The organism is Arthrobacter nitrophenolicus (assembly GCF_000332815.1).
In the GTDB taxonomy this organism is placed as follows: Bacteria; Actinomycetota; Actinomycetes; order Actinomycetales; family Micrococcaceae; genus Arthrobacter; species Arthrobacter nitrophenolicus.
This window is the reverse complement of sequence record NZ_AOFD01000022.1, coordinates 21,204-44,355: the sequence shown is the minus strand read 5'-3', so window position 1 is coordinate 44,355 and position 23,152 is coordinate 21,204. Positions and strand designations below refer to the sequence as shown.

General features: G+C 67.6%; 20 protein-coding genes and 5 pseudogenes. 14 read left to right on the top strand and 11 right to left on the bottom strand.

Annotated features, from left to right (window positions below; genetic code table 11):
• Positions 1 to 123 precede the first annotated feature (123 nt).
• The 3 genes from frr to G205_RS09915 all read left to right on the top strand — a co-directional run bounded on the left by frr (position 124) and on the right by G205_RS09915 (position 2,264).
• Positions 124 to 681, top strand: a complete 558-nt coding sequence (gene frr / locus G205_RS09925) for a ribosome recycling factor (protein WP_009357884.1) — start codon at positions 124 to 126, stop codon at positions 679 to 681.
• A complete protein-coding gene (locus G205_RS09920) occupies positions 681 to 1,604 on the top strand; it encodes a phosphatidate cytidylyltransferase (RefSeq protein ID WP_009357883.1) in 924 nt (307 codons plus the stop codon). Before frr ends, G205_RS09920 begins: the two co-directional genes overlap by 1 nt.
• A 75-nt stretch (positions 1,605 to 1,679) precedes the next feature.
• Positions 1,680 to 2,264 (top strand): DivIVA domain-containing protein, encoded by a 585-nt coding sequence (locus tag G205_RS09915; RefSeq protein WP_035752651.1) that lies wholly within the window; start codon positions 1,680 to 1,682, stop codon positions 2,262 to 2,264.
• A gap of 19 nt (positions 2,265 to 2,283) precedes the next feature.
• Here the strand turns inward: G205_RS09915 and G205_RS09910 are convergent, their stop codons facing one another.
• From G205_RS09910 to G205_RS24010, 6 genes and pseudogenes are all read right to left on the bottom strand, one after another.
• On the bottom strand, positions 2,284 to 2,973 hold the full coding sequence (locus G205_RS09910; protein ID WP_035752671.1) for a hypothetical protein: 690 nt from the start codon (positions 2,971 to 2,973) through the stop codon (positions 2,284 to 2,286).
• Between the two features lie 18 nt (positions 2,974 to 2,991).
• Positions 2,992 to 4,458 carry a sodium/solute symporter gene (locus tag G205_RS09905; protein ID WP_009357880.1) on the bottom strand — a complete coding sequence of 489 codons (1,467 nt, stop codon included), beginning with the start codon at positions 4,456 to 4,458 and terminating at the stop codon, positions 2,992 to 2,994.
• Positions 4,459 to 4,500: 42 nt separating this feature from the next.
• Positions 4,501 to 4,851 (bottom strand): DUF485 domain-containing protein, encoded by a 351-nt coding sequence (locus tag G205_RS09900; protein WP_009357879.1) that lies wholly within the window; start codon positions 4,849 to 4,851, stop codon positions 4,501 to 4,503.
• On the bottom strand, positions 4,848 to 5,564 hold the full coding sequence (locus G205_RS09895; protein ID WP_009357878.1) for a LytR/AlgR family response regulator transcription factor: 717 nt from the start codon (positions 5,562 to 5,564) through the stop codon (positions 4,848 to 4,850). Before G205_RS09895 ends, G205_RS09900 begins: the two co-directional genes overlap by 4 nt.
• A 35-nt stretch (positions 5,565 to 5,599) precedes the next feature.
• Positions 5,600 to 5,980, bottom strand: a complete 381-nt coding sequence (locus tag G205_RS24015) for a sensor histidine kinase (protein WP_420874308.1) — start codon at positions 5,978 to 5,980, stop codon at positions 5,600 to 5,602.
• A 60-nt stretch (positions 5,981 to 6,040) separates the two neighbouring features.
• Positions 6,041 to 6,219: pseudogene (locus G205_RS24010) on the bottom strand (histidine kinase); the annotation flags it as partial.
• Positions 6,220 to 6,961: 742 nt separating this feature from the next.
• Between G205_RS24010 and G205_RS09885 the strand changes: the two are divergent.
• Entirely contained in the window at positions 6,962 to 7,342 is a 381-nt protein-coding gene (locus G205_RS09885; RefSeq protein WP_009357877.1) for a DUF485 domain-containing protein, read from the top strand.
• Positions 7,339 to 8,954, top strand: a pseudogene (locus G205_RS09880) (solute symporter family protein). Before G205_RS09885 ends, G205_RS09880 begins: the two are co-directional and overlap by 4 nt.
• An 82-nt stretch (positions 8,955 to 9,036) precedes the next feature.
• On the opposite strand, the gene G205_RS09875 reads toward G205_RS09880, so the two are convergent.
• The 4 genes from G205_RS09875 to G205_RS09860 all read right to left on the bottom strand — a co-directional run bounded on the left by G205_RS09875 (position 9,037) and on the right by G205_RS09860 (position 11,442).
• Complete coding sequence (locus tag G205_RS09875) at positions 9,037 to 9,657, bottom strand: hypothetical protein (protein WP_009357876.1); 621 nt, start codon at positions 9,655 to 9,657, stop codon at positions 9,037 to 9,039.
• A 5-nt stretch (positions 9,658 to 9,662) separates the two neighbouring features.
• Entirely contained in the window at positions 9,663 to 10,067 is a 405-nt protein-coding gene (locus tag G205_RS09870; protein ID WP_009357875.1) for a DUF4383 domain-containing protein, read from the bottom strand.
• A 142-nt stretch (positions 10,068 to 10,209) separates the two neighbouring features.
• The gene (locus tag G205_RS09865) at positions 10,210 to 10,764 is read right to left on the bottom strand and encodes a hypothetical protein (RefSeq protein WP_152419561.1); all 555 of its coding nucleotides are present in this window, start codon (positions 10,762 to 10,764) and stop codon (positions 10,210 to 10,212) included.
• A gap of 204 nt (positions 10,765 to 10,968) precedes the next feature.
• Positions 10,969 to 11,442: an Lrp/AsnC family transcriptional regulator gene (locus tag G205_RS09860; RefSeq protein WP_035752667.1), complete on the bottom strand. Its 474-nt coding sequence runs from the start codon at positions 11,440 to 11,442 to the stop codon at positions 10,969 to 10,971.
• Between the two features lie 194 nt (positions 11,443 to 11,636).
• Here G205_RS09860 and pdhA point away from each other — a divergent pair, with 194 nt between their 5' ends.
• The 3 genes from pdhA to G205_RS09845 are packed head-to-tail and all read left to right on the top strand — an operon-like array spanning position 11,637 to position 15,258.
• Positions 11,637 to 12,806, top strand: a complete 1,170-nt coding sequence (gene pdhA, locus G205_RS09855) for a pyruvate dehydrogenase (acetyl-transferring) E1 component subunit alpha (protein ID WP_009357872.1) — start codon at positions 11,637 to 11,639, stop codon at positions 12,804 to 12,806.
• Positions 12,806 to 13,816 carry an alpha-ketoacid dehydrogenase subunit beta gene (locus G205_RS09850; protein ID WP_009357871.1) on the top strand — a complete coding sequence of 337 codons (1,011 nt, stop codon included), beginning with the start codon at positions 12,806 to 12,808 and terminating at the stop codon, positions 13,814 to 13,816. The genes pdhA and G205_RS09850 overlap by 1 nt, the downstream gene beginning before the upstream one ends.
• Positions 13,817 to 13,824: 8 nt before the next feature.
• Positions 13,825 to 15,258 (top strand): dihydrolipoamide acetyltransferase family protein, encoded by a 1,434-nt coding sequence (locus tag G205_RS09845; RefSeq protein ID WP_009357870.1) that lies wholly within the window; start codon positions 13,825 to 13,827, stop codon positions 15,256 to 15,258.
• Positions 15,259 to 15,290: 32 nt separating this feature from the next.
• On the opposite strand, the gene G205_RS09840 is transcribed toward G205_RS09845, so the two are convergent.
• Positions 15,291 to 15,950 (bottom strand): SACE_7040 family transcriptional regulator, encoded by a 660-nt coding sequence (locus G205_RS09840; RefSeq protein WP_009357869.1) that lies wholly within the window; start codon positions 15,948 to 15,950, stop codon positions 15,291 to 15,293.
• A gap of 145 nt (positions 15,951 to 16,095) precedes the next feature.
• Here G205_RS09840 and G205_RS09835 point away from each other — a divergent pair.
• From G205_RS09835 to G205_RS09810, 6 genes and pseudogenes are all read left to right on the top strand, one after another.
• Positions 16,096 to 17,701: pseudogene (locus G205_RS09835) on the top strand (carboxyl transferase domain-containing protein).
• A gap of 8 nt (positions 17,702 to 17,709) precedes the next feature.
• Positions 17,710 to 19,839: an acetyl/propionyl/methylcrotonyl-CoA carboxylase subunit alpha gene (locus G205_RS09830; RefSeq protein WP_009357868.1), complete on the top strand. Its 2,130-nt coding sequence runs from the start codon at positions 17,710 to 17,712 to the stop codon at positions 19,837 to 19,839.
• 3 nt (positions 19,840 to 19,842) lie between these two features.
• Complete coding sequence (locus tag G205_RS09825; protein ID WP_009357867.1) at positions 19,843 to 21,006, top strand: acyl-CoA dehydrogenase family protein; 1,164 nt, start codon at positions 19,843 to 19,845, stop codon at positions 21,004 to 21,006.
• 47 nt (positions 21,007 to 21,053) lie between these two features.
• Positions 21,054 to 21,820 (top strand): annotated as a pseudogene (locus G205_RS09820) (CoA transferase subunit A).
• Positions 21,821 to 21,968: 148 nt separating this feature from the next.
• Positions 21,969 to 22,597 (top strand): annotated as a pseudogene (locus G205_RS09815) (3-oxoacid CoA-transferase subunit B).
• Complete coding sequence (locus tag G205_RS09810) at positions 22,594 to 23,145, top strand: MaoC family dehydratase (RefSeq protein ID WP_009357866.1); 552 nt, start codon at positions 22,594 to 22,596, stop codon at positions 23,143 to 23,145. The pseudogene G205_RS09815 and the gene G205_RS09810 overlap by 4 nt, the downstream one beginning before the upstream one ends.
• The last annotated feature ends 7 nt before the right edge of the window (positions 23,146 to 23,152 follow it).

Below are 23,152 nucleotides of genomic sequence, written 5' to 3'. Positions count from 1 at the left end.
GGCTAGGATGTTTTCAGGACAGTTCCGCCCCCTGCCTTTCCGGGCGGGGGACGGAAACAGCAACCGAGAACCACGTGCACGGAGCCGGCGCCCCGGACTGCACCAAAACCGTCAGGAGAGACCGTGATAGAAGAAACCTTGCTCGAAGCCGAAGAGAAGATGGACAAGGCTGTAGAAGTGGCCAAGGAAGACTTCGCCGCTGTCCGCACCGGCCGGGCCAACCCGGGCCTCTACAACAAGGTCCTGGTGGACTACTACGGTTCCCCCACGCCGCTGCAGCAGCTGGCCTCGTTCGCCATCCCGGATGCACGGACCATCCTGATCACCCCGTTCGACAAGACCGCGATGCGCGATATCGAACGCGCGCTGAGCGACTCCGAGGTCGGCGCCAACCCGTCCAACGACGGCAACGTCATCCGGATCACCATTCCGGAACTGACCAAGGAACGCCGCAAGGAATACGTCAAGATCGTCAAGACCAAGGGCGAAGACGCAAAGATCTCCATCCGCAACATCCGCCGCAAGGCCAAGGAAACCCTGGACCGGCTGGTCAAGGACGGCGAGGCCGGCGAGGACGAGGGCACCCGCGCCGAGAAGGAACTGGACAGCATCACCAAGGCCCACGTGGATGGCATCGACGAGCTGCTGAAGCGCAAGGAAGCAGAGCTGCTCGAAGTCTGATGGGCCAGGCAGATCAGGCCCCCGCACCACGGGCACGCACACGGGGGAAGCAGCCCAGGAGCAATCCGACGCCGAAGGCCGGCCGCAACCTGCCGGCCGCCGTCGTGGTGGGCCTTGCCATGCTCTTTGCGGTGCTGGGCGGACTGCTGTTCCTCCCGCTCGCCTTCGTTGCCGTCACCACGGCCTTCGCCGTCTTCGGCGTCTGGGAAATCTACCGGGCGCTTGAAGCCAACGGAACAAGGATGCCCATCGTCCCGGTGATGACCGGCACGGTGGCCATGCCGTTCGTGGCCTACTTCGGCGGCATCGAAAGCCTGTTGTTCGGCATGCTGCTCAGTTCCGTGGCCGTGCTCCTGTGGCGGTCCATCGAAAGCGCCGCAGGCTCGGCCAACAGTATTTTCGCCGGCGTCTTCACCCTGGGCTGGGTCCCGTTCTTCATCAGCTTTGCCGCACTGCCGCTGCACGCCACCGGCGGGGCCTCCCCGCTGGGGCTCTGGCCCGGGGGGACCATTCCCGAAGGCGCCTGGCAGATTGCGGTGATGCTCCTGCTGGTCGTGTCCAACGACACCTTCGGCTACCTCGTGGGCGCATCCCTGGGAAAGCATCCCATGGCGCCCAAGATCAGCCCGAAGAAGTCCTGGGAGGGGTTCGCCGGCTCCGTGGGCGGCGCCATGCTCATCGGCATCCTGGCCTGCCTGTTCATCCTCGACAAGCCCTGGTGGGTGGGGGTGGTGCTGGCGGTCGGTACCGTGGCCGCATCCACCGCCGGCGACCTCGCCGAATCCATGGTCAAGCGCGAACTGGGCGTCAAGGACATGAGCAGCATCCTGCCCGGCCATGGTGGAGTCATGGACAGGCTCGACTCCATCGTGTTTGCATCGCCGGTGGTCTTTGTCCTCTACGGACTGGTCGCCGGAGCCTGACACACACCCCGGCCGGGCCGGCACCCCTAAACTGGTGCAGCGGCGCTCCGGCCGAAGAGCATTGAAGGAATCACAGTGGCATTGGACATTCATCGGCAGATCCCCGGGTCCTTTGAGCGCGTGCAGCGCGGCGAGTACGGATACAACGCCCGGCAGGTGGACCAGTTCCTGCAGCGCGCGCGGGTATCCCTGGAAACCCCCGAAGCCGCAACCCATCCGGTCAACAGCGCCGACGTCCGCGCCGTCTCCTTTGACCCGGTCAAGGGCGGCTACTCGGCCGCCGTGGTGGATGCTGCCCTGGACCGGCTCGAGGACGCCTTCGCCCGGCGGGAACGGGACGAACTGATTGCAGCCCAGGGCGAGGAAGCCTGGCTGCGGGAGATCGGGAACCTCTCCGGAATCCTCCGCGGGCGGCTGCACCGGCCCGACGGCGAGCGTTTCCGGCGCCCCGCCAAAAAGAAGGCGCGCAGCTACAACACTGCAGACGTGGACCGCCTTTGCCGGGAACTCGTGGCGTACCTGGAGCAGGACAAGCCGCTGAGCGTGGACAGTGTCCGCCGCGCGGTATTCCGGCCCGCCGTCGGCCGCGAAGGCTACGAGGAAGCCCAGGTGGATGCGTTCCTGGACCGCGTTGTGGAACTGATGGCCGCCATCGACTGACCGGCCGGGCCACCAGGGCTCAGCTTTCGCCCGGCGGGGTGGGGGACAGCGGCGCGAACCTGCGCCAGATTCCGGCGTAGCTGCGGTAGCCGTAGACGGACCAGGCAGCCACGAACGCGACGCCACACACTGCTCCCACGATGATCGCCGCGGTCATCCCCGCCCCGAACAACGTAAGCAGCAGGCCGGACAGGATGGCGATCAGGGCCGCGTTGGCGGTGGTCATGAAGATCATGCTGCTCCCGGCCACGTGGCTGAGCGCACTGCGGTTTCCGAAGAAGAAGTACGTGCGCGCCGAGCCTGCCTCGTCGTCGTGGTGTGCCGCCAGGAGGTACGGCGCCACGCCGGGGTCGAGGTCAACGTAGGCAGCCCGCAGCCTGTTCATCGCGGTCACGTACATGAGGTCTTCGTTGCCGACGTTCATCACCCGCACCTGGGTGAGCAGGCCCATCGCCACGTCAATGAAGAGGACAACCACGGCCAGCAGGACGAACGCCTCCGAAAACCTGGTGGCCTGGCCCACGAGGGCCACACTGACGATGCTGGCCGAGGTAAAGGTGAGGAACATGCTGATCCGGGTCAGCACCTCGCTCTGGGTGGTGCTGCGGGATGCCAGCAGCCCCCAGTGCTCAGTGGCGAGCAGTTGCGCCCGCACAGCCGGAGGCACCGGCTCCTGCCGGCCTAACGGACTTCCGCCGTCGGTGGACATGGCGTCATTGTCCACCCATCAGCGTTCCGTGGCCAGCGGCCGCTCCGGGGTGTGGAGGCGGGTCATGACCCGTGCCATGGTCTGCGGCACCCGCCCGGCCGTGGCGAGTGAAACCACCACCATCACGGCGAAGGCTGCGGGAACGCTCCACGCCGCCGGCTGCGCCAGCCATCCCGGGGTATTCCCGGCCCCTGCCACCGCGCTGGTGATCATGGCCCCGCCGCACAGGAGCCCGCCGGTCACCATCCCGGCGATGGCACCGGCGTCGGTCAGGCCCCGCCACCAGATCCCCAGGAGCAGGACGGGACACACGGTGGAGGCGGTAAAGGCGAAGACCAGGCCGACGCTGCCGGCGAGGGTGAAGGAATCGGTCAGAAAGGCAAATCCCAGCGGCACGACGGCGGACACCACCGCCGCGAGCCGGAATCCGTTGACGCCGGCGCCCAGGACGTCCTGGCTGATGACGCCGGCGAGGGAGACCACCAGGCCCGATGTGGTGGACAGGAACGCGGCGAACGCGCCTGCCACCACCAGCGCCGAGAGCAGCTCGCCGGCCGTCCCGCCCACCAGTTTCCCCGGGAGCAGGAGCACCACTGCGTCGGCCTGGCCGGAACGTGCCAGGTCCGGGGCGAACATCCGCGCCACCAGGCCGCAGGCGGTGGGAAACAGGTAGAAGACGGACAGCAGCCCCAGGACGATCAGGGTGGTCCGCCGTGCGGACTGCCCGTCCGGGTTGGTGTAGAACCGGACCAGCACGTGCGGCAGCCCCAGCGTGCCGAACAGCAGCGCCACCATCAGGGACACACCCTGGTAGAGCCCGGCGGGAGGCGCACCGGTGGGATTCACAGCCGGCGGCGACAGTTCGGGGGTGCCGCTGCCGGCCAGCATGAACACGATGAACAGCACGGGCACCGCCAGGGCTGTCAGCTTCAGCCAGTACTGGAAAGCCTGGACGAAGGTGATGGACCGCATTCCGCCCGCCACCACGGTGAGGCAGACGACCACCACCACGGCCACGGAGCCAACCCACGACGGCAGGCCGGTGGTGATCCGGATGGTCAGGGCGGCGCCCTGCAGCTGCGGGACGATGTACAGCCAGCCCACAAGCACCACCACCAGGCTGGTGACCTTCCGGACGGCCCGGGAGTCCAGCCTGGCCTCGGTGAAATCGGGGATCGTATACGCGCCGGAGCGCCGCAGCGGCGCCGCGACGAACAGCAGCAGCATCAGGTACCCCGCCGTGTATCCCACCGGAAACCACAACGCGTCGGTGCCGGACAGCAGGATGAGGCCGGCCACACCAAGGAAACTCGCTGCGGACAGGTATTCGCCGCCGATGGCCGAGGCGTTCCACCAAGGGCGCACCGTCCGCGACGCCACATAGAAGTCCCCCGTGGTGCGGGAAATCCGCAGGCCGTAGAAGCCGATCACAGCTGTGGCCACGGAAACCACGGCCAGTGCGGTGATTGCCACGCCGGGGTTCACTGCCGCGTCACCTGTCCCCGCCCGCCGGCACGATGACCGCGCTCACTGGTCACCGGCCAGGTCCCGGTAGCGGGCCTCGTTGCGGGCGGCCGTCCGGATGTACAGCCACGCACTGAGCCCGATCACCGGGTAGATGCCGGCCCCCAGCAGGAGCCAGGCGAACGGGATGCCCGCGATGCGGGCTTCGGCCAGGCCCGGAACTGTTGCCAGGAGCAGCGGAAATGCGGCAAGGATCAGCAGGAAGCCGAAGGCCACCACCAGCGCCAGCCGCAGCTGCGACCTGATCAGGGACCGGACGAAGACCTGGCCAACGTCCGATTCCAGGGCGGCTTCGCGGCTCTCCTGGGTGGCCCGGGCGGCGGTGGCGGGAGCTGTCACGCGGACCCTGGTCATGCGCTGGGCCTGATCCGGGTGGCCTCCAGCTTTTCCCGCACCAGGGGCAGGTGGCGCCTGCTGATGGGAAGGCTGGCACCTGCCACCATGACGCAGGGACCGTCGGCCGCGAGCTTCATGGAGGCGACGTGCTTGAGCGATACCAGGTAGGAACGGTGCGTGCGGATGAAACCGGCTTCCGCCCACTGCTGCTCAAGATCGGCCAGCGGAACCCGGATGAGGTAGCTGGCGTCGGCTGTGTGGAGCCGGGCGTAGTCTCCCTGCGCCTGCACGTACGTGACGTCGTCGCGCCTGATCATTTTGGTGGATCCGCCCTGGTCCACGGTGATCATCTCCGGCGAGCCGCCGCCGTCGCGCAGCTCTGCGATCCGGCCCACCGAACGGGCCAGGCGCTCCGCCCGGATGGGCTTGAGGAGATAGTCGACTGCGGCGAGTTCGAAGGCCGCGAGGGCATGTTCCTCGTCAGCGGTGACAAACACCACCGCCGGCGGGTTGCTGCTCCTGGAAATGGCGCGGGCGATGTCCAGCCCGGAGACCGCCGGCATGTGGATGTCCAGGAAGACGGCGTCCACTGACCCGGTGGACAGGGCCCGGAGGGCTTCGGTCCCGGATGTCGCGCGGAGGATTTTGCCGATCCGGCCGTCCCTGCCCAGCAGGAACGCGAGTTCTTCCAAGGCGGGCAGCTCATCATCAACGACGAGGACGTTAATCATCTTCCTAGGGTAGCTTTCCGGCGGCGGGCGCCGGATCAGGCATCATGGCCGGGCTGGGACTTGGGCACCCGCATGGTGATCAGGGTGCCTTCGCCGGGGGCTGTTTCGATGACCAGGCCGTGGTCGTTGCCGTAGACCTGGCGCAGCCGGGCGTCGACGTTCCGCAGCCCCACGTGTTCGCCGTCGGTGTGCCCGGCGAGCATTGACTGGAGCTGCGCGGGGTCCATGCCCACGCCGTCGTCCTCGATGGTCACCTCGGCGAACGCTCCGGCGTCTTCCGCGGTGATGCTGATGTGCCCCGGCCCCTCCTTGGCTTCCAGGCCGTGCCGCACGGCATTCTCCACCAGGGGCTGCAGGCTCAGGAAGGGGATCACCGTGCTCAGCACCTCGGGCGCCACCCGCAGGCTGACCTGCACCCGCTCGCCGAACCGGGCCCGCTCCAGCAGCAGGTAGCGGTCGATGCAGCGCAGTTCCTCGGCGAGCGTGGTGAAGTCCCCGTGCCGGCGGAACGAATAGCGCGTGAAGTCCGCGAACTCGACCACCAGTTCCGCGCGCGCTGGGGGTCTGTGTTGATGAAGGAGGCGATGGCGTTGAGGGAGTTGTAGATGAAGTGCGGGCTGATCTGGGCCCGCAGGGCGCGCACCTCGGCTTCCATCAGCAGCGTCCGGGACGCGTCCAGCTCCGCCAGCTCCACCTGGACAGCCACCCAGTCCGCCACCTCGCCGGTGGCCCGCACCAGTCCGGCGCCGGCCGACGGCGCGAACGCCGCGACGGCGCCCACCACGCGGGAGTCTGCCCGTACGGGCGCGATCACGGCCGCAAGGCTGCCGCCGGTACCTTCCGCACCGGCCGGAAGCACGGCGGTCCGGCCGCCCGCCAGGACGGGGGCCGCAAGGTCCATCAGCCGGGGCTTCAGGTCATCGCCGGCGCCGTCCCAGGCCAGGACTCCGGACGTGTCCGTGATGGCCAGTGCTTCCGAGCCCAGCAGGGTGCGCAGCTGCCGGCTGGCTTTCGCCGCGCCGGCCGGATTCAGGCCGCGCCGCAGGTGCTGGCCCGCCTGGGACGCCGCGTGCAGCGTATGGTAGGTGGCCCGTTCGGCGTCCGTGCCCAGGTCACGGAAGGACCGGAGCACTTTGAGTCCCACGCCGACGACGACGGCAATGGCCATGGCGATGACGGCCACGGCTGCGGCGGTCAGGAGGGGGGAGTCCGGCATGGAGCCCAGCGTAGCGGCGGGTGCCGCTTGCCGCAGCATCCCGACCGCTGAGCGACCACGGCGGCGGTTCCACTGGAAACCTGCCGCGGGCACGCCGCACAGTGATTGGAGTCACACCAATGGTGTCCCTGACCAGGGCCGCCGGCCGGTGTGTCCCGGCAAGTCTCAACGAGGAGGAATCATGGGTAACGATGCCCATACTCCGGACGCAGCGGCGTCCGTGGACTTTGAACAGGTCCAGTCGACCGGCCAGTTCCAGGAACTGCGCAGGCGTCACCGCAGCTTTGTCTTCCCCATGGCAGTGGCCTTCCTGCTGTGGTACTTCGCCTACGTCCTGCTCGCCGACTACGCCGTGGGATTCATGTCCACGAAGGTCTGGGGCAACATCAACATCGGCCTGATCCTGGGCCTGCTGCAGTTCGTCTCCACCTTCGCCATCACCGGGTGGTACGTCAGCTACTCCAACAAGCGCCTGGACCCCATTGCCTCGGAGATCCGGGACGAGATTGAAGGGCACGAATTCGACAAGCACGGCAACCGGGTGGGAGGAGCCAGCAAATGATCACCATTGCCGCGGCGGTGGACGTCGCCGCCCTCAAGGACACCACGCTGCTCAACATGGGCATCTTCGGACTCTTCGTCGCCGTCACCATGGTGATCGTGTTCCGTGCCAGCCGCAACAACAAAACCGCTGCCGACTACTACGCGGCCGGACGTTCCTTCACCGGCTCCCAGAACGGCACGGCCATCGCCGGCGACTACCTCTCCGCGGCGTCGTTCCTGGGAATCACGGGCGCCATCGCCATCAACGGATACGACGGCTTCATGTACTCCATCGGCTTCCTGGTGGCCTGGCTGGTGGCACTGCTCCTGGTGGCTGAACTGCTCCGCAACACGGGCAAGTTCACCATGGCGGACGTGCTGTCCTTCCGGCTCAAGCAGCGGCCCGTCCGGATCGCGGCCGCCATCTCCACCCTCGCCGTCTGCTTCTTCTACCTCCTCGCCCAAATGGCCGGCGCCGGCAGCCTCATTTCCCTGCTGCTGGGCATCAGCGACTGGGGCGGACAGGCCCTGGTGATCATCGTCGTCGGCGCCTCATGATCATGTATGTGCTGATCGGCGGCATGAAAGGCACCACCTGGGTCCAGATCATCAAAGCAATCCTGCTGATCGCCGGCGCGGCCGTCATGACGCTCTGGGTCCTGGCCATCTACGGCTTCAACCTTTCCAGCCTGCTCGGCGCCGCGGTGGAAACCGCCAACAACCCGGCAGTCCTGAACCCCGGCCTGCAGTACGGCAAGACCGAAACGTCCAAGCTGGACTTCATGTCCCTGGGCCTGGCCCTGGTCCTGGGCACGGCCGCCCTGCCCCACGTCCTGATGCGCTTCTACACGGTCCCGACCGCCAAGGAAGCCCGCAAGTCCGTGGTGTGGTCCATCTGGCTGATCGGCCTCTTCTACCTCTTCACCCTGGTGCTCGGCTACGGTGCAGCAGCACTGGTTGGTGCCGAGACCATCAAGAGCGCCCCGGGCGGCGTCAATTCGGCAGCACCGCTGCTGGCGTTCTTCCTGGGCGGGCCGCTGCTGCTGGGCTTCATCTCGGCTGTGGCCTTCGCAACCATCCTGGCCGTGGTGGCGGGCCTGACCATCACCGCCGCTGCATCCTTCGCCCATGACATCTACGCCAGCGTCATTGCCAAGGGCAAGGCCGACGCCGACACGGAGGTGAAGGTTGCCCGCCGGACCGTGGTGGTCATCGGCGTCCTGGCCATCCTGGGCGGCATCCTCGCCAACGGGCAGAACGTGGCCTTCCTGGTGGCCCTCGCGTTCGCCGTCGCGGCATCCGCCAACCTGCCCACCATCATCTACTCGCTGTTCTGGCGGAAGTTCACCACGCAGGGTGCCATCTGGAGCATGTACGGCGGCCTCGGCGCGGCCATCGTGCTGATCATCTTCTCCCCGGTGGTCTCCGGCGGCGCAACGTCCATGATCAAGGACGTGAACTTTGCCTTCTTCCCGCTGAGCAACCCCGGCATCGTCTCCATCCCGCTGGCCTTCTTCCTGGGCTGGCTCGGCACGGTGCTGGACAAGAAGCGCGAGGACACCGCCAAGCAGGCGGAGATGGAAGTCCGGTCCCTCACGGGAGTAGGCGCCGAGAAAGCCGTCGACCACTGACCATCCGCCCGCGGTTGCGCTGAACCCGCGGCCGCCCCGCAACGGAAAAGCCTCCGTGCCGAATCACTGGCACGGAGCTTTTTCACCGCTGGTGGTGTCCGCCGGGCGGGGGAGTGGGTCCGTGTTCGCCGTGCGGCACTGCGAACTGGCCTGCCGTCGAGGCGGCGAGACCCGGCGTCGCGATGCCTGCCACCAGGACCGCGCCGGCGAAGGCCGCCAGCAGCAGCCGGCCGGGATGTGCGCCGGACGTCCCGGCTGCGGACGCCTGGCTCCCGTGCCGGCGCAGCCACGCCAGCGCCGCGATGATCATCAGCGTGAGCAGCAGGGCAGCCAGATGGCTCAGGTTGAGCCCCGCCGCGGCCGGTGCGCTGAAGAGCGCGGCGGCGGCATGGACAGCGGCGGCCGCCAGGAGGGTGGCCCGGGCCGCCCGGTTGTCCGGGAAGGTCCCCCGGGCCAGGTGGATTACAGCGGCCGCCAGCAGGCCGGCGCCCCAGAGCCCGGCGAGTCCGCCCGCGGCGAGCTGCCCCGGCCCTGCGGCTCCCACTGTCCCGGCGAAGAGGCTTGAGGAAATGGCCAGGTTGACGGTGCCGGCACCGAAGCCCGCGAAACCGGCGAAGAGCCGGACGGCGGCGGGTACCGGGCCCTCAGCGGCTTCCGGCGCTGCCCCCGGCTCCAGCGTCCGGGCGGGTGCGGTCCGGTTCATGATGACTAGGCCCGGGCGGTTGCCGGGGACTTGTCCAGCGAGAGGCCCACGCCCAGCAGCAGCACGGCGCTGGCAAGGTGCAGCACGTTGTCGGCGCCGTTCAGGGCGATGATGTTCAGCGGGGAGTTCAGCAGGAACAGCCCAAGCACGCCCACCAGCAGGTAGACGGCGCCGACGGTGGCGTTGACGGAACGGGCGATCGCGGTGCCCCTCAGCCCGGCGAAAAGGAGCGCCGCGCCGATGGCGAGGTGGATGACGTTGTGCAGTGGGTTGACTTCAAAAATGATGAGGTTGGCGCCCTCGGTGGCGGCGAAGCCGACGCCGGACGTGACGGCGAAGCCGAGGAGGCCCACCAGCAGGTAGACGGCTCCGAAGACGGTGGCGACGAGGCGGTTGGGTGAAGTGCGCATGGCCCGAATCCTTCCGGTAGGGCGGGGGAGGTGTTCCCCGCCGGACTGCGGGTCCCCGGCCGGGACCCTCGGAAGCGATTCGGACCACCCGGAAGTGCGGATGGGTAAAAGATCAGCAAACTTCCTAATGCGGATTCCCTGGTCAGGCTGCCGGCCTGAGCTTGATGTTGGTCATCTTCAGCTCGTCCGTGCCCTCGAACCGGTACGCCAGGTCAACGTTCCTGCCCTCGCACGTGATCAGGCCCACGATATCGGCAGACTTCACGCCGTTCTCCGTGGCCACCTGGAGGTCGTTGTACTCCGGCTCGCAGGTGTCGTCCATGTTGAGGCTGGCGATGCCGGAAATGAAGGACTCCTTGGACAGCTGCTCCTGCAGCGCGGGGTCAAGGTAGTCATCGTAGGCCTTGGAGCTGTCCCCGGCGATGACCAGCCTGGTGAAGCCGTCCGCAAGGCCTTTGGCCTGGTTCGTGGCGCTGCCCGCCACGTTGACCAGGATGACGATGCCCAGGCCCACCAGGAGCAGGACGCCGCCAATGGCCGTCAAGACGACCCACAGCCTGGGCCGCCTCCGTGCCGGCGGTTCCTCGCCGGGAAGGCCAAACGGGCCCGCCGCCGCGTACTGGCCCGGCTGCTGGGGGAGCTGCTGCTGGCCCGGGCCGGGATGGCCCGGCTGGTACGGTTCCTGGGGACTGCTCAAGGTGGAGCCTTTCCAAAAGTGGTGCTGCGATGCAGAGGTCCGGTTCCGGTCCCCGGCGGATTTCTGGGACAAGCCTATAACCCTGGCGCGCAGGCCCCCTTGCCGGCCCGCGTTCGCCGTCGTAATGCCCGCTCACTTATGGCGTACTTTCGGCAGACGCCTGCTCACTTGTGGCGCGAAGCAACCCTCCCGGCGGCAGCTGCCTTAACCGCGCGCGGACCCCCGTTCCAGCAGCGGCTGCACCCGGAACGGGATGAGCTCACCCATCGCAAGGGCAGTGTCAGCCCGCTCCACACCGTCACAGGCCAGGATCTTGCCGTTGATCCGGAAGAGGTCCTCGGCGTCCACTGCCACGACGCGCAGCAGCAGGTCTGCTGAGCCGGTGAGTCCATAGCCTTCCAGGATCTCGGGGATTTCCGCCAGCTGCCCTGCCAGCCGGGTGAGCTTCTGCTGCTGGACGTGAACGGAGATGAAGGCCATCAGCGGGTATCCCAGCGAGGCGGGATTGATACGCCGTTCGAAGGACAGGAAGACGTGTTTCTTCTCCAGCTGCGCCAGCCTCGCCTGCACGGTGTTCCGGGAGAGGCCAAGCTGCTGGGCGAGCGCCACCACCGTTTTCCGCGGGTCCTCCGCGAGGGCCGATAACAGCCGGGTGTCCGTGCCATCCAAAGCTTGCATAATGCGCAAAGCTAGCACGGTCCCGGCGCCCCGGACAGGGCATTTTGCTCAAGGATCGGTGTGGCAGTTGTACCTCCTGAGCATTGTGAGTAGGGTCACAATTATCCGGGGCAACGGCGCCCGGGAGGCCGGCAGGCCAGGAGCCATAAGTTCCAAAGCTGCTGGTCAACGACGTGAGAAGGTTGCGGGCTATCGTGTCTACAGACGAAACGGGCCAGGGCGGCGCATCCGCCCCCACCAGTGCCCAGGGCACCTCCGGGCCGGCCGCCAGGCTGGTCCAGCTGATAACTCCTGCAGGGGAGCGGGTCAGCCACCCCGAGTTCGATTTCTGGGTCCGGGACATCACCGACGAGCAGCTCTGCTCCCTGTATGAGGACATGAGTGTCGTCCGGCGCATCGACCTCGAAGCCACGGCGCTGCAGCGGCAGGGCGAGCTGGGTCTGTGGCCGCCGCTGCTGGGCCAGGAGGCCGCGCAAGTCGGGTCAGCCCGGACCCTCCGCAGCGACGACTTCGTGTTTTCCAGTTACCGGGAAAACGGGGTGGCGTACTGCCGGGGCGTCGACCTGGTGGACCTGCTCCGGATGTGGCGCGGCAATGCCCCCTCCGGCTGGGACCCCTACACCGTCAACATGGCCACGCCCCAGATCATCATCGGTGCCCAGACCCTGCACGCCACCGGCTACGCCATGGGCATCCAGAACGACGGCGCCGATTCCGTGGCCATCACCTACTTCGGCGACGGTGCCACCAGCGAAGGCGACGTCAACGAGGCCATGGTGTTCGCGGCCAGTTTCCAGGTCCCCGTGGTGTTCTTCTGCACCAACAACCATTGGGCCATCTCGGAACCTGTCAGGCTCCAGTCGCATATCCAGCTCGCGGACCGGGCGGCGGGCTTCGGAATACCCAGCCTGCGCGTGGACGGGAACGATGTCCTGGCCGTGATGGCCGCCACCCGCGTAGCGCTGGACCGGGCACGGCGCGGAGGCGGGCCCACCTTCATCGAAGCCGTCAGCTACCGGATGGGTCCGCACACCACCGCGGACGATCCCACCCGCTACCGGGACCCCAACGAGCTCGAGGACTGGGCCGCCAAGGATCCCATCAGCCGGGTGGCGGCGCTCCTGGACCGTAAGGGACTGCTGACGGAAGGCCTGCAGCAACAGATTAAGGACAAGGCCGACGCCGTTGCCCGCGAGATGCGCGACGGCTGCACCCGCATGCCGGATCCGGAACCGCTGGACGTTTTCAAGCACGTGTACAGCACCCCCAATTCCTGGCTGGACCGGCAGCAGGACCACTACTCCCGTTACCTGGCTTCCTTCGGCGATCCCGACGCAGCCACTCTTGAAGAAGGTGCACGCTGATGACCCAGATGACCTTTGCCCGCGCCATCAACGCGGGCCTGCGGAAATCCCTTGAGAACGATCCGAAGGTGGTCCTCCTGGGTGAGGACATCGGCACGCTCGGCGGCGTGTTCCGGGTGACGGACGGACTGCAGAAGGACTTCGGGAAGCACCGGGTGGTGGACACTCCGCTCGCAGAATCCGCCATTGTGGGCACCGCCGTCGGCCTCGCCTACCGGGGCTACCGGCCGGTGGTGGAGATCCAGTTCGACGGGTTCGTCTACCCGGCCTTCGACCAGATCGTCAGCCAAGTGGCAAAGCTGCACTACCGGACGCGCGGAGCAGTGAAGATGCCCATCACCATCCGGATCCCGTTCGGCGGCGGCATCGGCTCGCCTGAGCACCACTCCGAATCCCCGGAGGCCTACTTCACGCACACCGCCGGCCTCCGGGTGGTCTCGGTGGCCAACCCGCAGGACGCCTACACCGTCATCCAGCAGGCCATCTCCTGCGACGATCCCGTCCTCTTCTTTGAGCCCAAGCGGCGCTACCACGACAAAGCCGACGTGGACGAGTCGGCCGGTCCCGGCACGGCCCTGCCCATGGACCAGGCGCGGGTCCTGACCCAGGGCTCGGACGTCACGCTGGTTGCCTATGGTCCGCTGGTGAAGACCGCGCTGGATGCCGCCACCGCTGCCGCCGACGAGGGCATTTCCATCGAGGTGATCGACCTGCGCTCGCTGGCACCCGTGGACTACGAAACGGTCGTGGCCTCGGTCAAACGCACCGGGCGGCTGGTGGTCACGCACGAAGCCGGCGAGTCGGGCGGGCTGGGCGCCGAAGTGGCCGCCAGCATCACTGAACGCTGCTTCTACCACCTCGAGGCAGCCCCGGTACGGGTCACCGGCTTCGACATCCCGTATCCCTCCTCAAAGCTTGAGATGCACCACCTGCCCGGCCTGGACCGCATCCTGGACGGCGTGGACCGCGCGCTGGGCCGCCCCAACTCCCTCAGCGGGCTGGAAGGATGAGCGGCACCATGATCAAGGAATTCCGGCTCCCGGACCTGGGTGAGGGACTCACCGAGTCAGAAATCCTCAGCTGGAAGGTGGATGTAGGCGATACCGTGAGCCTGAACCAGGTGATTGCCGAGGTGGAAACGGCCAAGGCGGTGGTGGAGCTGCCGTCGCCGTTCGCCGGCGTCATCAAGGAACTGCATGAACAGCCGGGCACCATCGTGGAGGTTGGCAAGCCCATCGTGTCCTTCGAAGTGCCGGACGACGCCGGGACGCAGCCTTCACTGCCTGCCGACGCTTCCCCGGGTGGTGGGGAAGCGACGGCCGAGACTCCCAAGAGGCAGCCGAACCTGGTGGGGTACGGCGCCGTCGTCGAAAGCTCCGGACGTCCGGTGCGCCGCCCCCGGTACCTTCAGGCTCCGGAGACCGCCCTGTCCACATCCGAGACGGCAGAGCCCAAAGCCCCAACCGTTGAGCCCGTCGAAGCCGGGCCGGCGAACTCCTTGCCCGCGGAAACCCGGCCTGCGGAAACCGAAACCCCTGTGCCGGAGCGCGGGCTCCAGGGCGAGCGGCCCCGCTCGACGCCCCCGGTGCGCAAGCTGGCGAAGGACCTCGGCGTGGACCTGGCGCAGGTTGCCGGAACCGGGCCCAACGGGCTCATCACCCGGGAGGACGTCCAGGCCTTCCTTGACGGCACATCCGCAAAAGGGCCGGACACTGCCCCGGCGGCCGCGGCCACCTCCGTCCAACAGGGGACGCGGGAGACCCGGACTTCCATCAAGGGTGTCCGAAAGTTCATGGCGGCGGCCATGGTGGACAGTGCCTTCACGGCGCCGCATGTCACCGAGTTCCTGACTGTGGATGTCACTCCCGCCATGGAGCTGCTGGCCAAGCTCAAAGCCGGCAATGCGTTTTCCGGGGTAAAGCTCACGCCGCTGACCCTGGCCGCCAAGGCGGTGCTCATCGCCCTGCGGCGCAACCCCGCCCTGAACACGAGGTGGGACGAGGCCAGCCAGGAGATCGTCACCTTCAACTACGTGAACCTGGGAATCGCCGCAGCCACACCCCGCGGCCTGACGGTGCCCAACATCAAGGACGCCCATGCGCTGTCCCTGCACCAGTTGGCGGAAGCCCTGACGGACCTTACCGAGACTGCCCGGGCCGGAAAGACCGCGCCCGGAGACCTGTCTGGCGGCACCATCTCCATCACCAACATCGGCGTTTTCGGCATTGATGCCGGCACTCCAATCCTCAATCCCGGGGAAGCGGCCATCCTGGCCATGGGGGCTGTGCGGACCATGCCCTGGGAGTACCGCGGCGAGGTGGCACTGCGGCAGGTCCTGACGCTCAGCCTGTCCTTCGACCACCGCCTGGTGGACGGCGAGCAGGGCTCCCGCTTCCTTGCCGACGTCGGCGCGATCCTGGCCGAACCCGGCATGGTCCTGACCATGGTGTAGTGCAAAGGCGGACCCCTCGTCAGGCCCCTGGGCTAGGGGGCCTGCGGAATGCGGACAAGGAGGGCGGCCAGGGCCATCCCCTCCAGCAGCGGGCGGGCTGCAGCGGTGCTAATCCTGCGGCCGTGGCTGCGCACCGAGTGCGGGGTGGAGTTGATGAGGCCGAACGTGGCGTGCGCCCGCATCCGAAGTTCCGGGATGTCGACGTCCGGGTGGACGCCGGCGAGGACCTCCACCCACACCTCCACATAGCTCCGCTGGAGGGCGCGGACCGCCGCCTGGTCCTGCTCCGACAGGTTGCTGAAATCGCGGTCCTGCACCCGGATCACGTCCGGCTTGCCCAGGGCGAAGTCCACTTGGAATGCCACCAGCCGCTGCAGCGCGGCCAGGGGATCGGGACTGGCCTCCACCACCTGGCGGCCACCGTCCAGCAGTTCCTGGCTGACCGTCAGCAGCAGGTCGGCCAGGACTGCCTGCTTGCCGGGGAAGTGGCGGTACACGGCCGGGCCGCTGACTCCCGCCGCCGCCCCCAGGTCCTCCAGCGATACCTTGTTGAACCCGTTCACCGCGAACAGCGACGCGGCGGCAGCGAGCAGGGCCTGGCGGCGGTTCTCCTTCGCCTTGCTGCGCTGGGTCGATGGGCCGCGGCCGGCTGGTCTGCGCTCGCCGGTCTGCGTGGCTTCGGTGCTGGGCACTTTTCCTCCTAGGACCCGCAGATTCTAGCAAGCCGGCCTATGTGTTGGACATCACAGTTACGAGAGACTAACCTGAATTTCAGTTATTCGGCACTAACCGAGTTGGATTGGATCCGGCTTGGTTCATCGAGGAACGGACCCGTCAATGGAGACCCTTGTCAGCAGGATCAACCGGCCAGCGAGGCGTTCGGTGCCAACAGCCGGGCCCAGAGGGAGCTGGCCGGGGAGCTTCGGAAACGGCTGGCCGAGGCAGCGCTGGGCGGGCCGGAGAAGTCCCGGCAACGCCATGCAGCCAGGGGCAAGCTGCTGCCCCGGGAGCGCATCGACCAGTTGCTGGATGACGGCAGCCCCTTCCTTGAAATCGCGCCGCTGGCGGCAAACGGCATGTACAACGACGAAGCCCCCGGGGCGGGCGTGATCGCCGGGATCGGGCTGGTGCACGGCCGCCAGGTGCTGGTGATCTCCAATGACGCCACGGTCAAGGGCGGCACGTACTATCCGATGACGGTCAAGAAGCACCTGCGGGCCCAGGAGATTGCCCTCGAAAACCGGCTTCCCTGCATCTACCTTGTGGACTCGGGCGGGGCGTTCCTGCCCAAGCAGGACGAAGTCTTTCCGGACCGGGACCACTTCGGCCGCATTTTCTACAACCAGGCGCGCCTGTCTGCGGCCAAGATCCCGCAGATCGCCGCGGTCATGGGTTCCTGCACAGCCGGCGGAGCTACGTTCCCGCGATGAGCGACGAGACTGTCATCGTCCGCAACCAGGGCACCATCTTCCTGGGCGGTCCGCCGCTGGTGAAGGCGGCCATCGGCGAAATCGTCAGTCCGGAGGAACTTGGCGGCGGGGAGGTCCACTCAAGGATTTCCGGTGTGACCGACCACCTGGCCGAGAACGACCACCACGCCCTTCAGATCATCCGGGACATTGTGGGCACGCTGCCGCCCCCGGCCCCGCCCGCGTGGCAGGTGGAACCCGCCGTCGAACCCGTTGCCGGCGTGGAAGAGCTGTACGGCGCCGTACCCACGGACGTGAACGCCCCCTACGACGTGCACGAAGTCATCGCACGGCTGGTGGACGGCAGCACCTTCCACGAATTCAAGAAGGACTACGGCACCACGCTGGTCACCGGCTTCGCCCGTCTGCACGGACACCCCGTGGGCATCGTGGCCAACAACGGCGTGCTGTTCAGCGAGTCCTCCCTCAAGGGCGCACACTTCATCGAACTGTGCGACCAGCGCGGCATTCCGCTGCTCTTCCTTCAAAACATCTCCGGCTTTATGGTGGGCCGGGACGCGGAGCAGGGCGGCATCGCCAAGAACGGGGCCAAAATGGTCACCGCCGTGGCCACGGCCCGGGTCCCCAAGCTCACGGTGGTGATCGGCGGCTCCTTCGGCGCAGGGAACTATTCCATGTGCGGCCGCGCCTATTCACCGCGGTTCCTGTGGATGTGGCCCGCGGCCCGGATCTCCGTGATGGGCGGCAACCAGGCCGCCAGCGTGCTGGCCACCGTCAAGCGGGACCAGTACGAGGCTGCCGGGGAGGAATGGCCGGAACAGGCCGAGGAGGAGTTCAAGGCCCCCATTCGCCGGCAGTACGAGGACCAGGGCAGCCCCTACTACTCCACCGCCCGCCTGTGGGATGACGGCGTGATCGACCCCGCAGACACCCGCACCGTCCTGGGATTGGCGCTCGACGTCGTCTCCCGCACCCCGCTGCCGGATACCTCCTTCGGCCTCTTCCGGATGTGAGCACGAACATGACCGCACCCACCGACGTCTCGACACCGGCCGCACCCGTCGCCGGAACCCCGCTGTTCGGCACCGTCCTGGTGGCCAACCGCGGCGAAATCGCCTGCCGGGTAATCCGGACGCTGCGCGCGCTCGGCATCCGGTCGGTCGCGGTGTACAGCGATGCCGACGCCGGCGCCCGGCACGTGCGGGAGGCCGACACCTCCGTGCGCATCGGCCCGGCCCCTGCCGCAGACAGCTACCTCAACATCGGGGCGGTGCTCAGGGCCTGCCGCGAAACAGGGGCCGAAGCGGTGCACCCCGGCTACGGCTTCCTCAGCGAGAACGCCGATTTCGCCCGGGCCCTCGAAGACGCCGGGATCACCTTCATCGGTCCCGGTGTGGAGGCCCTCAACGTCATGGGGGACAAGATCCGGTCGAAGAACCACGTGGCCGGCTACGGGGTCCCCGTGGTCCCGGGCGTGGCCCGCCCCGGGATGACGGATGCCGAACTGGCGGAGGCCGCGGCCGGCGTCGGATTTCCGCTCCTCATCAAGCCTTCCGCCGGCGGCGGCGGGAAGGGGATGCACGCAGTGGACAAAGCGGAGGACCTACCCGCGGCCCTGGCCACGGCCCGGCGGGTGGCGGCAAGCGCCTTCGGTGACGACACCCTGTTCCTGGAACGCCTGGTGACCACCCCGCGTCACATCGAAGTGCAGGTGCTGGCGGACCACCACGGCAACGTCATCCACCTCGGCGAGCGCGAGTGTTCGTTGCAGCGGCGCCACCAGAAGGTCATCGAGGAGGCACCGTCCCCGCTGCTGGAAAACCTGCCCAACGGCGCCGCGATCCGGGCCCGGATCGGCGAGGCCGCCTGCAACGCCGCCCGCAGCGTGAACTACACCGGGGCCGGAACCGTGGAGTTCCTGGTCTCCGACGAACACCCGGACGAGTTCTACTTCATGGAAATGAACACCCGCCTCCAGGTTGAACACCCGGTCACGGAGATGGTGGCAGGCCTGGACCTTGTGGAATGGCAGGTACGGATCGCGGCCGGCGGGGAACTCACCATCCGGCAGTCCGACGTCGCGCTGACCGGCCATGCGGTGGAAGCCCGCGTGTATGCCGAGGTGCCGGAAAAGAACTTCCTGCCCTCAACCGGCAGGGTCCACCTGCTGGACGAGCTGCCCGCAGGCACGCAGGGCAGGGTCCGCGTGGATTCTTCCCTGGTGGAAGGGCTGGAGCTTTCCTCGAACTACGACCCCATGATGTCCAAGGTCATCGCCTGGGGCGGAGACCGGGCCGCCGCACTCGATGCCCTGGACACGGCGCTCGCCGGTTACACCGCCCTTGGGCTGGAGACCAACGTCGAGTACCTGCGGCTGCTGGTCAACGACCCCGACGTGCGGGCGGGGCGCCTGGACACCGGCCTGATCGGGCGGAAGCTGCCCGGCCTCGCCTTCCGGCGTGTGGGTCATGCGGAGTTGGTGGCCGGGGCGCTGTATGTCCTGGCCGGCCGGGATCATGGGATGACTGCCGCCGGGCCCTGGCAGATGCGTAACGGCTGGCGGCTGGGCAAGCCTGCACCGCGCCGCATCCACCTGGGGACCCCCGACGGCGGGATGGCCACCGTGGAGGTCACCGGCGAGGTTGCGTCCGGCCCGGTAACGGTGGCGGTGGACGGCGGCGGCGGCCGTACCGCCTCCCTGCACGTCCAGGGGCCGGGCCAGGTGGAATTGATGCTCGACGGCGCCACCCACCACTATGCGCTGGCGGAAGACGGCACGGGGCAGGTCTTCCTCGGCAGCCAGGGCTGGTCCTGCCGCCTGGACGTCCTGACCCGGGAAGCCCGGCTGGAACGGATCCTCGCCGCCGTCCAACGGGAGGAGGGGGCAGCTGACCCGGCGGTCCGTTCGCCCATGCCCGGCACGGTGGTGTCCGTCCCGGTCAATGACGGAGACGCTGTGGCAGCGGGCCAGGTGCTGGTCTCGGTGGAGGCCATGAAGATGGAACACCAGCTCGTGGCACCCCTGGCCGGAACGGTGCACCTCACCGCACAGCCCGGAGACCTGGTGAAGGCTGACCAGGTCCTCGCCACCGTCCACCCGCATGCTGCGGAACAGGACCACCACAATCCCACAACGGGCGAAGGAGCCTAACAAATGCCAGGCGTAGAACTGACCGAGGAGTACCAGGACCTCAGCGACACGGTGCGCGACTTCGCGGACAATGTGGTGGCGCCGGTCTCGGCCAAGCACGATGAAGAACACAGCTTTCCCTACGAGGTAGTGAAGCAGATGGCGGAGATGGGGCTGTTCGGGCTGCCCTTTCCCGAGGAGTACGGCGGCATGGACGGCGACTACTTTGCCCTCGCCCTGGCGCTTGAACAGCTGGGACGGGTGGACCAGTCCGTGGCCATCACGCTGGAGGCAGGGGTGTCCCTGGGCGCCATGCCTGTCTACCGCTTCGGAACCGACGAGCAGAAACAGCAGTGGCTGCCCATGCTCGCGTCGGGGCAGGCGCTCGCCGGTTTCGGCCTGACCGAGCCGGAGGCCGGCTCGGACGCGGGCGGCACCAAGACCACGGCCCGGCGGGAAGGCGGGGAATGGGTGATCAACGGCAACAAGGAGTTCATCACCAACTCCGGGACGGACATCACCCGGCTGGTGACCGTCACCGCCGTCACGGGTCGGAAGGAACGCGGCGACGGGTCCGTGCAGAAGGAAATCTCCACCATCCTGGTGCCCACCGACACGCCCGGCTTCAAGGCGGAAAAGCCCTACAACAAGGTGGGCTGGAACGCCTCGGACACGCACCCGCTCACCCTCAAGGACGTCCGCGTTCCCGAAGCGAACCTGCTCGGAGCCGAGGGCCGAGGCTATGCCAACTTCCTGTCCATCCTGGATGAAGGGCGCATCGCCATCGCAGCCCTGGCCACCGGCGCGGCGCAGGGATGCGTGGACCTGTCGGTCCGGTACGCCAAGGAACGCCGGGCGTTCGGCAGCGAGATTGGCAAGTACCAGGCCATCTCGTTCAAGATCGCGCGCATGGAAGCCAGGGCCCACACCGCCCGCCTGGCCTACTACGATGCGGCTGCCCGCATGCTTGCCGGCAAGCCGTTCAAGACGCAGGCGGCCATCGCTAAGATGGTCGCAGGCGAGGCGGCCATGGACAATGCGCGGGATGCCACCCAGGTATTCGGCGGCTATGGCTTCATCAACGAGTTCACCGTGGCACGCCACTACCGCGACTCCAAGATCCTTGAAGTGGGGGAGGGCACCACGGAGGTGCAGCTGATGCTTATCGCCCGCGAACTGGGTCTGTAGCACCCGGCGTTGCCGCATGGAACGTAGCCTGCCTGAAAGGATCGATGATGATTGACAAGGTTGTTGCAAGCGCCGACCTGGCAGTGGCGGACATTCCCGACGGCGCCTCGCTGGCTGTGGGCGGGTTCGGGCTCTGCGGAATACCGGTCACCCTGATCGACGCCCTGCATAGGGCCGGCACCTCGGACCTGGAAACCGTCAGCAACAACTGCGGCGTGGACGACTGGGGGTTGGGCATCCTGCTCCGGGACGGCCGCATCCGCCGCACCATCAGCTCCTACGTCGGCGAGAACAAGGAGTTCGCACGCCAGTACCTGGCCGGCGAGCTGGAGGTGGTCCTCACTCCGCAGGGCACCCTCGCGGAGAAGCTGCGTGCAGGCGGCGCCGGGATCCCGGCGTTCTACACCAAGGCGGGCGTGGTACCCAGGTCTCCGACGGCGGCCTGCCGCAGAAGTACGACGCCCACGGCGGCATCGCGGTGGCCTCCGAACCGAAGGAGGTGCGGTCCTTCGGCGGCGTGGACTACGTCCTGGAGGAATCCCTCACCCCCGACTTCGGGCTGGTCCACGCCTGGAAGGGCGACCGGCACGGCAACCTTGTCTTCCATGCCACTGCCATGAACTTCAATCCACTATGCGCCATGGCGGGCCGGATCACCATCGCCGAGGTCGAGGAACTCGTGGAGCCCGGCGAGCTTGATCCGGAGCACATCCATACGCCGGGCATCTTCGTCCAGCGGGTGGTGGTGGCGCCCGGCGGCGAGAAACGGATCGAAAAGCGGACGGTGTCCCTCACCCGGCAGTCAGGAGCATAACCATGGACCGAACAGCCCCGAAGCACCCCGGCCCGAAGCGGTCCGGCCCGAATACCGGCGGGCAGCATCCCAGCAGCATGCCGGACCCGGCGAGTCGACTGCCGGAGCAGACACCAAGGGCTGGACGCGCAACGAGCTCGCGGCCCGGGTGGCCAAGGAACTCAGCAATGGCCAGTACGTGAACCTCGGCATCGGGATGCCCACGCTGATCCCCAACTACATCCCGGAAGGGTGGAGGTGGTGCTCCACTCCGAAAACGGGATCCTGGGCGTTGGCCCCTACCCGGCGGAGGACGCCGTTGACCCGGACCTGATCAACGCCGGCAAGGAAACCGTCACAGTCAACAAGGGTGCCGCGTTCTTCGATTCCGCCGCGTCCTTCGGCATGATCCGCGGCGGGCACGTGGACGTTGCCGTCCTCGGGGCCATGGAAGTGGCGGAAAACGGCGACCTCGCCAACTGGATGATTCCGGGCAAGATGGTCAAGGGCATGGGCGGCGCAATGGATCTTGTCTTCGGGGCCAAAAAGGTCATCGTGATGATGGAGCACGTGGACCGGAACGGGAACCCAAAGATCGTCCGGCAGTGCTCGCTTCCGCTGACCGGCAAAGGCTGCGTTGACCGGATCATCACGGACCTCGCGGTCATCGACGTCGTGACGGACGGCTCCGGATCACGGCTGGTCCTTCGCGAGCTGGCCCCGAATGTCTCGGTGGAGGATGTTGCGGCCGCCACCGGTGCCGAACTGTTCGAGGAAGATATGGAACTGACCGTATGACTGACGGGGTTTCGACGGGCTCAACCACCGGGCCGGCAGGCTCAGCCTCCGCCGGGCTGAAGGTGGTTGAGCAGCGGGGGCTGTACTTCGACGAGCTGGAGGAGGGCGTGCTGTACGCCCACCGTCCGGGCAGGACCGTGACGGAGGCGGACAACGTCCTGTTCACCACCCTCACCATGAACACCCAGGCCCTGCACCTGGACGCCGCGTGGAGCGCGGGCCAGCCCTTCGGCCAGCGGCTCGTGAATTCGATGTTCACGCTCGCCACCATGGTGGGCCAGTCGGTGGGCCAGCTGACCCAGGGCACCATCATCGCGCAGCTGGGCCTCACCGATGTGTCCTTTCCGCACCCGCTCCACCACGGGGACACGCTGTACACGGAAACGCTGGTCACCGGAAAGCGGCTGTCCGGTTCACGGCCGGGCCAGGGGATCGTCACCATGCAGCACACCGGCAGGAACCAGGACGGCACAGTAGTGGCGCTGGCTACCCGGAGCTGCCTGATGTGGACCCTCGAGGCGCACAGGGAAGCGCAGCGGCGCAAATAATCGGAGA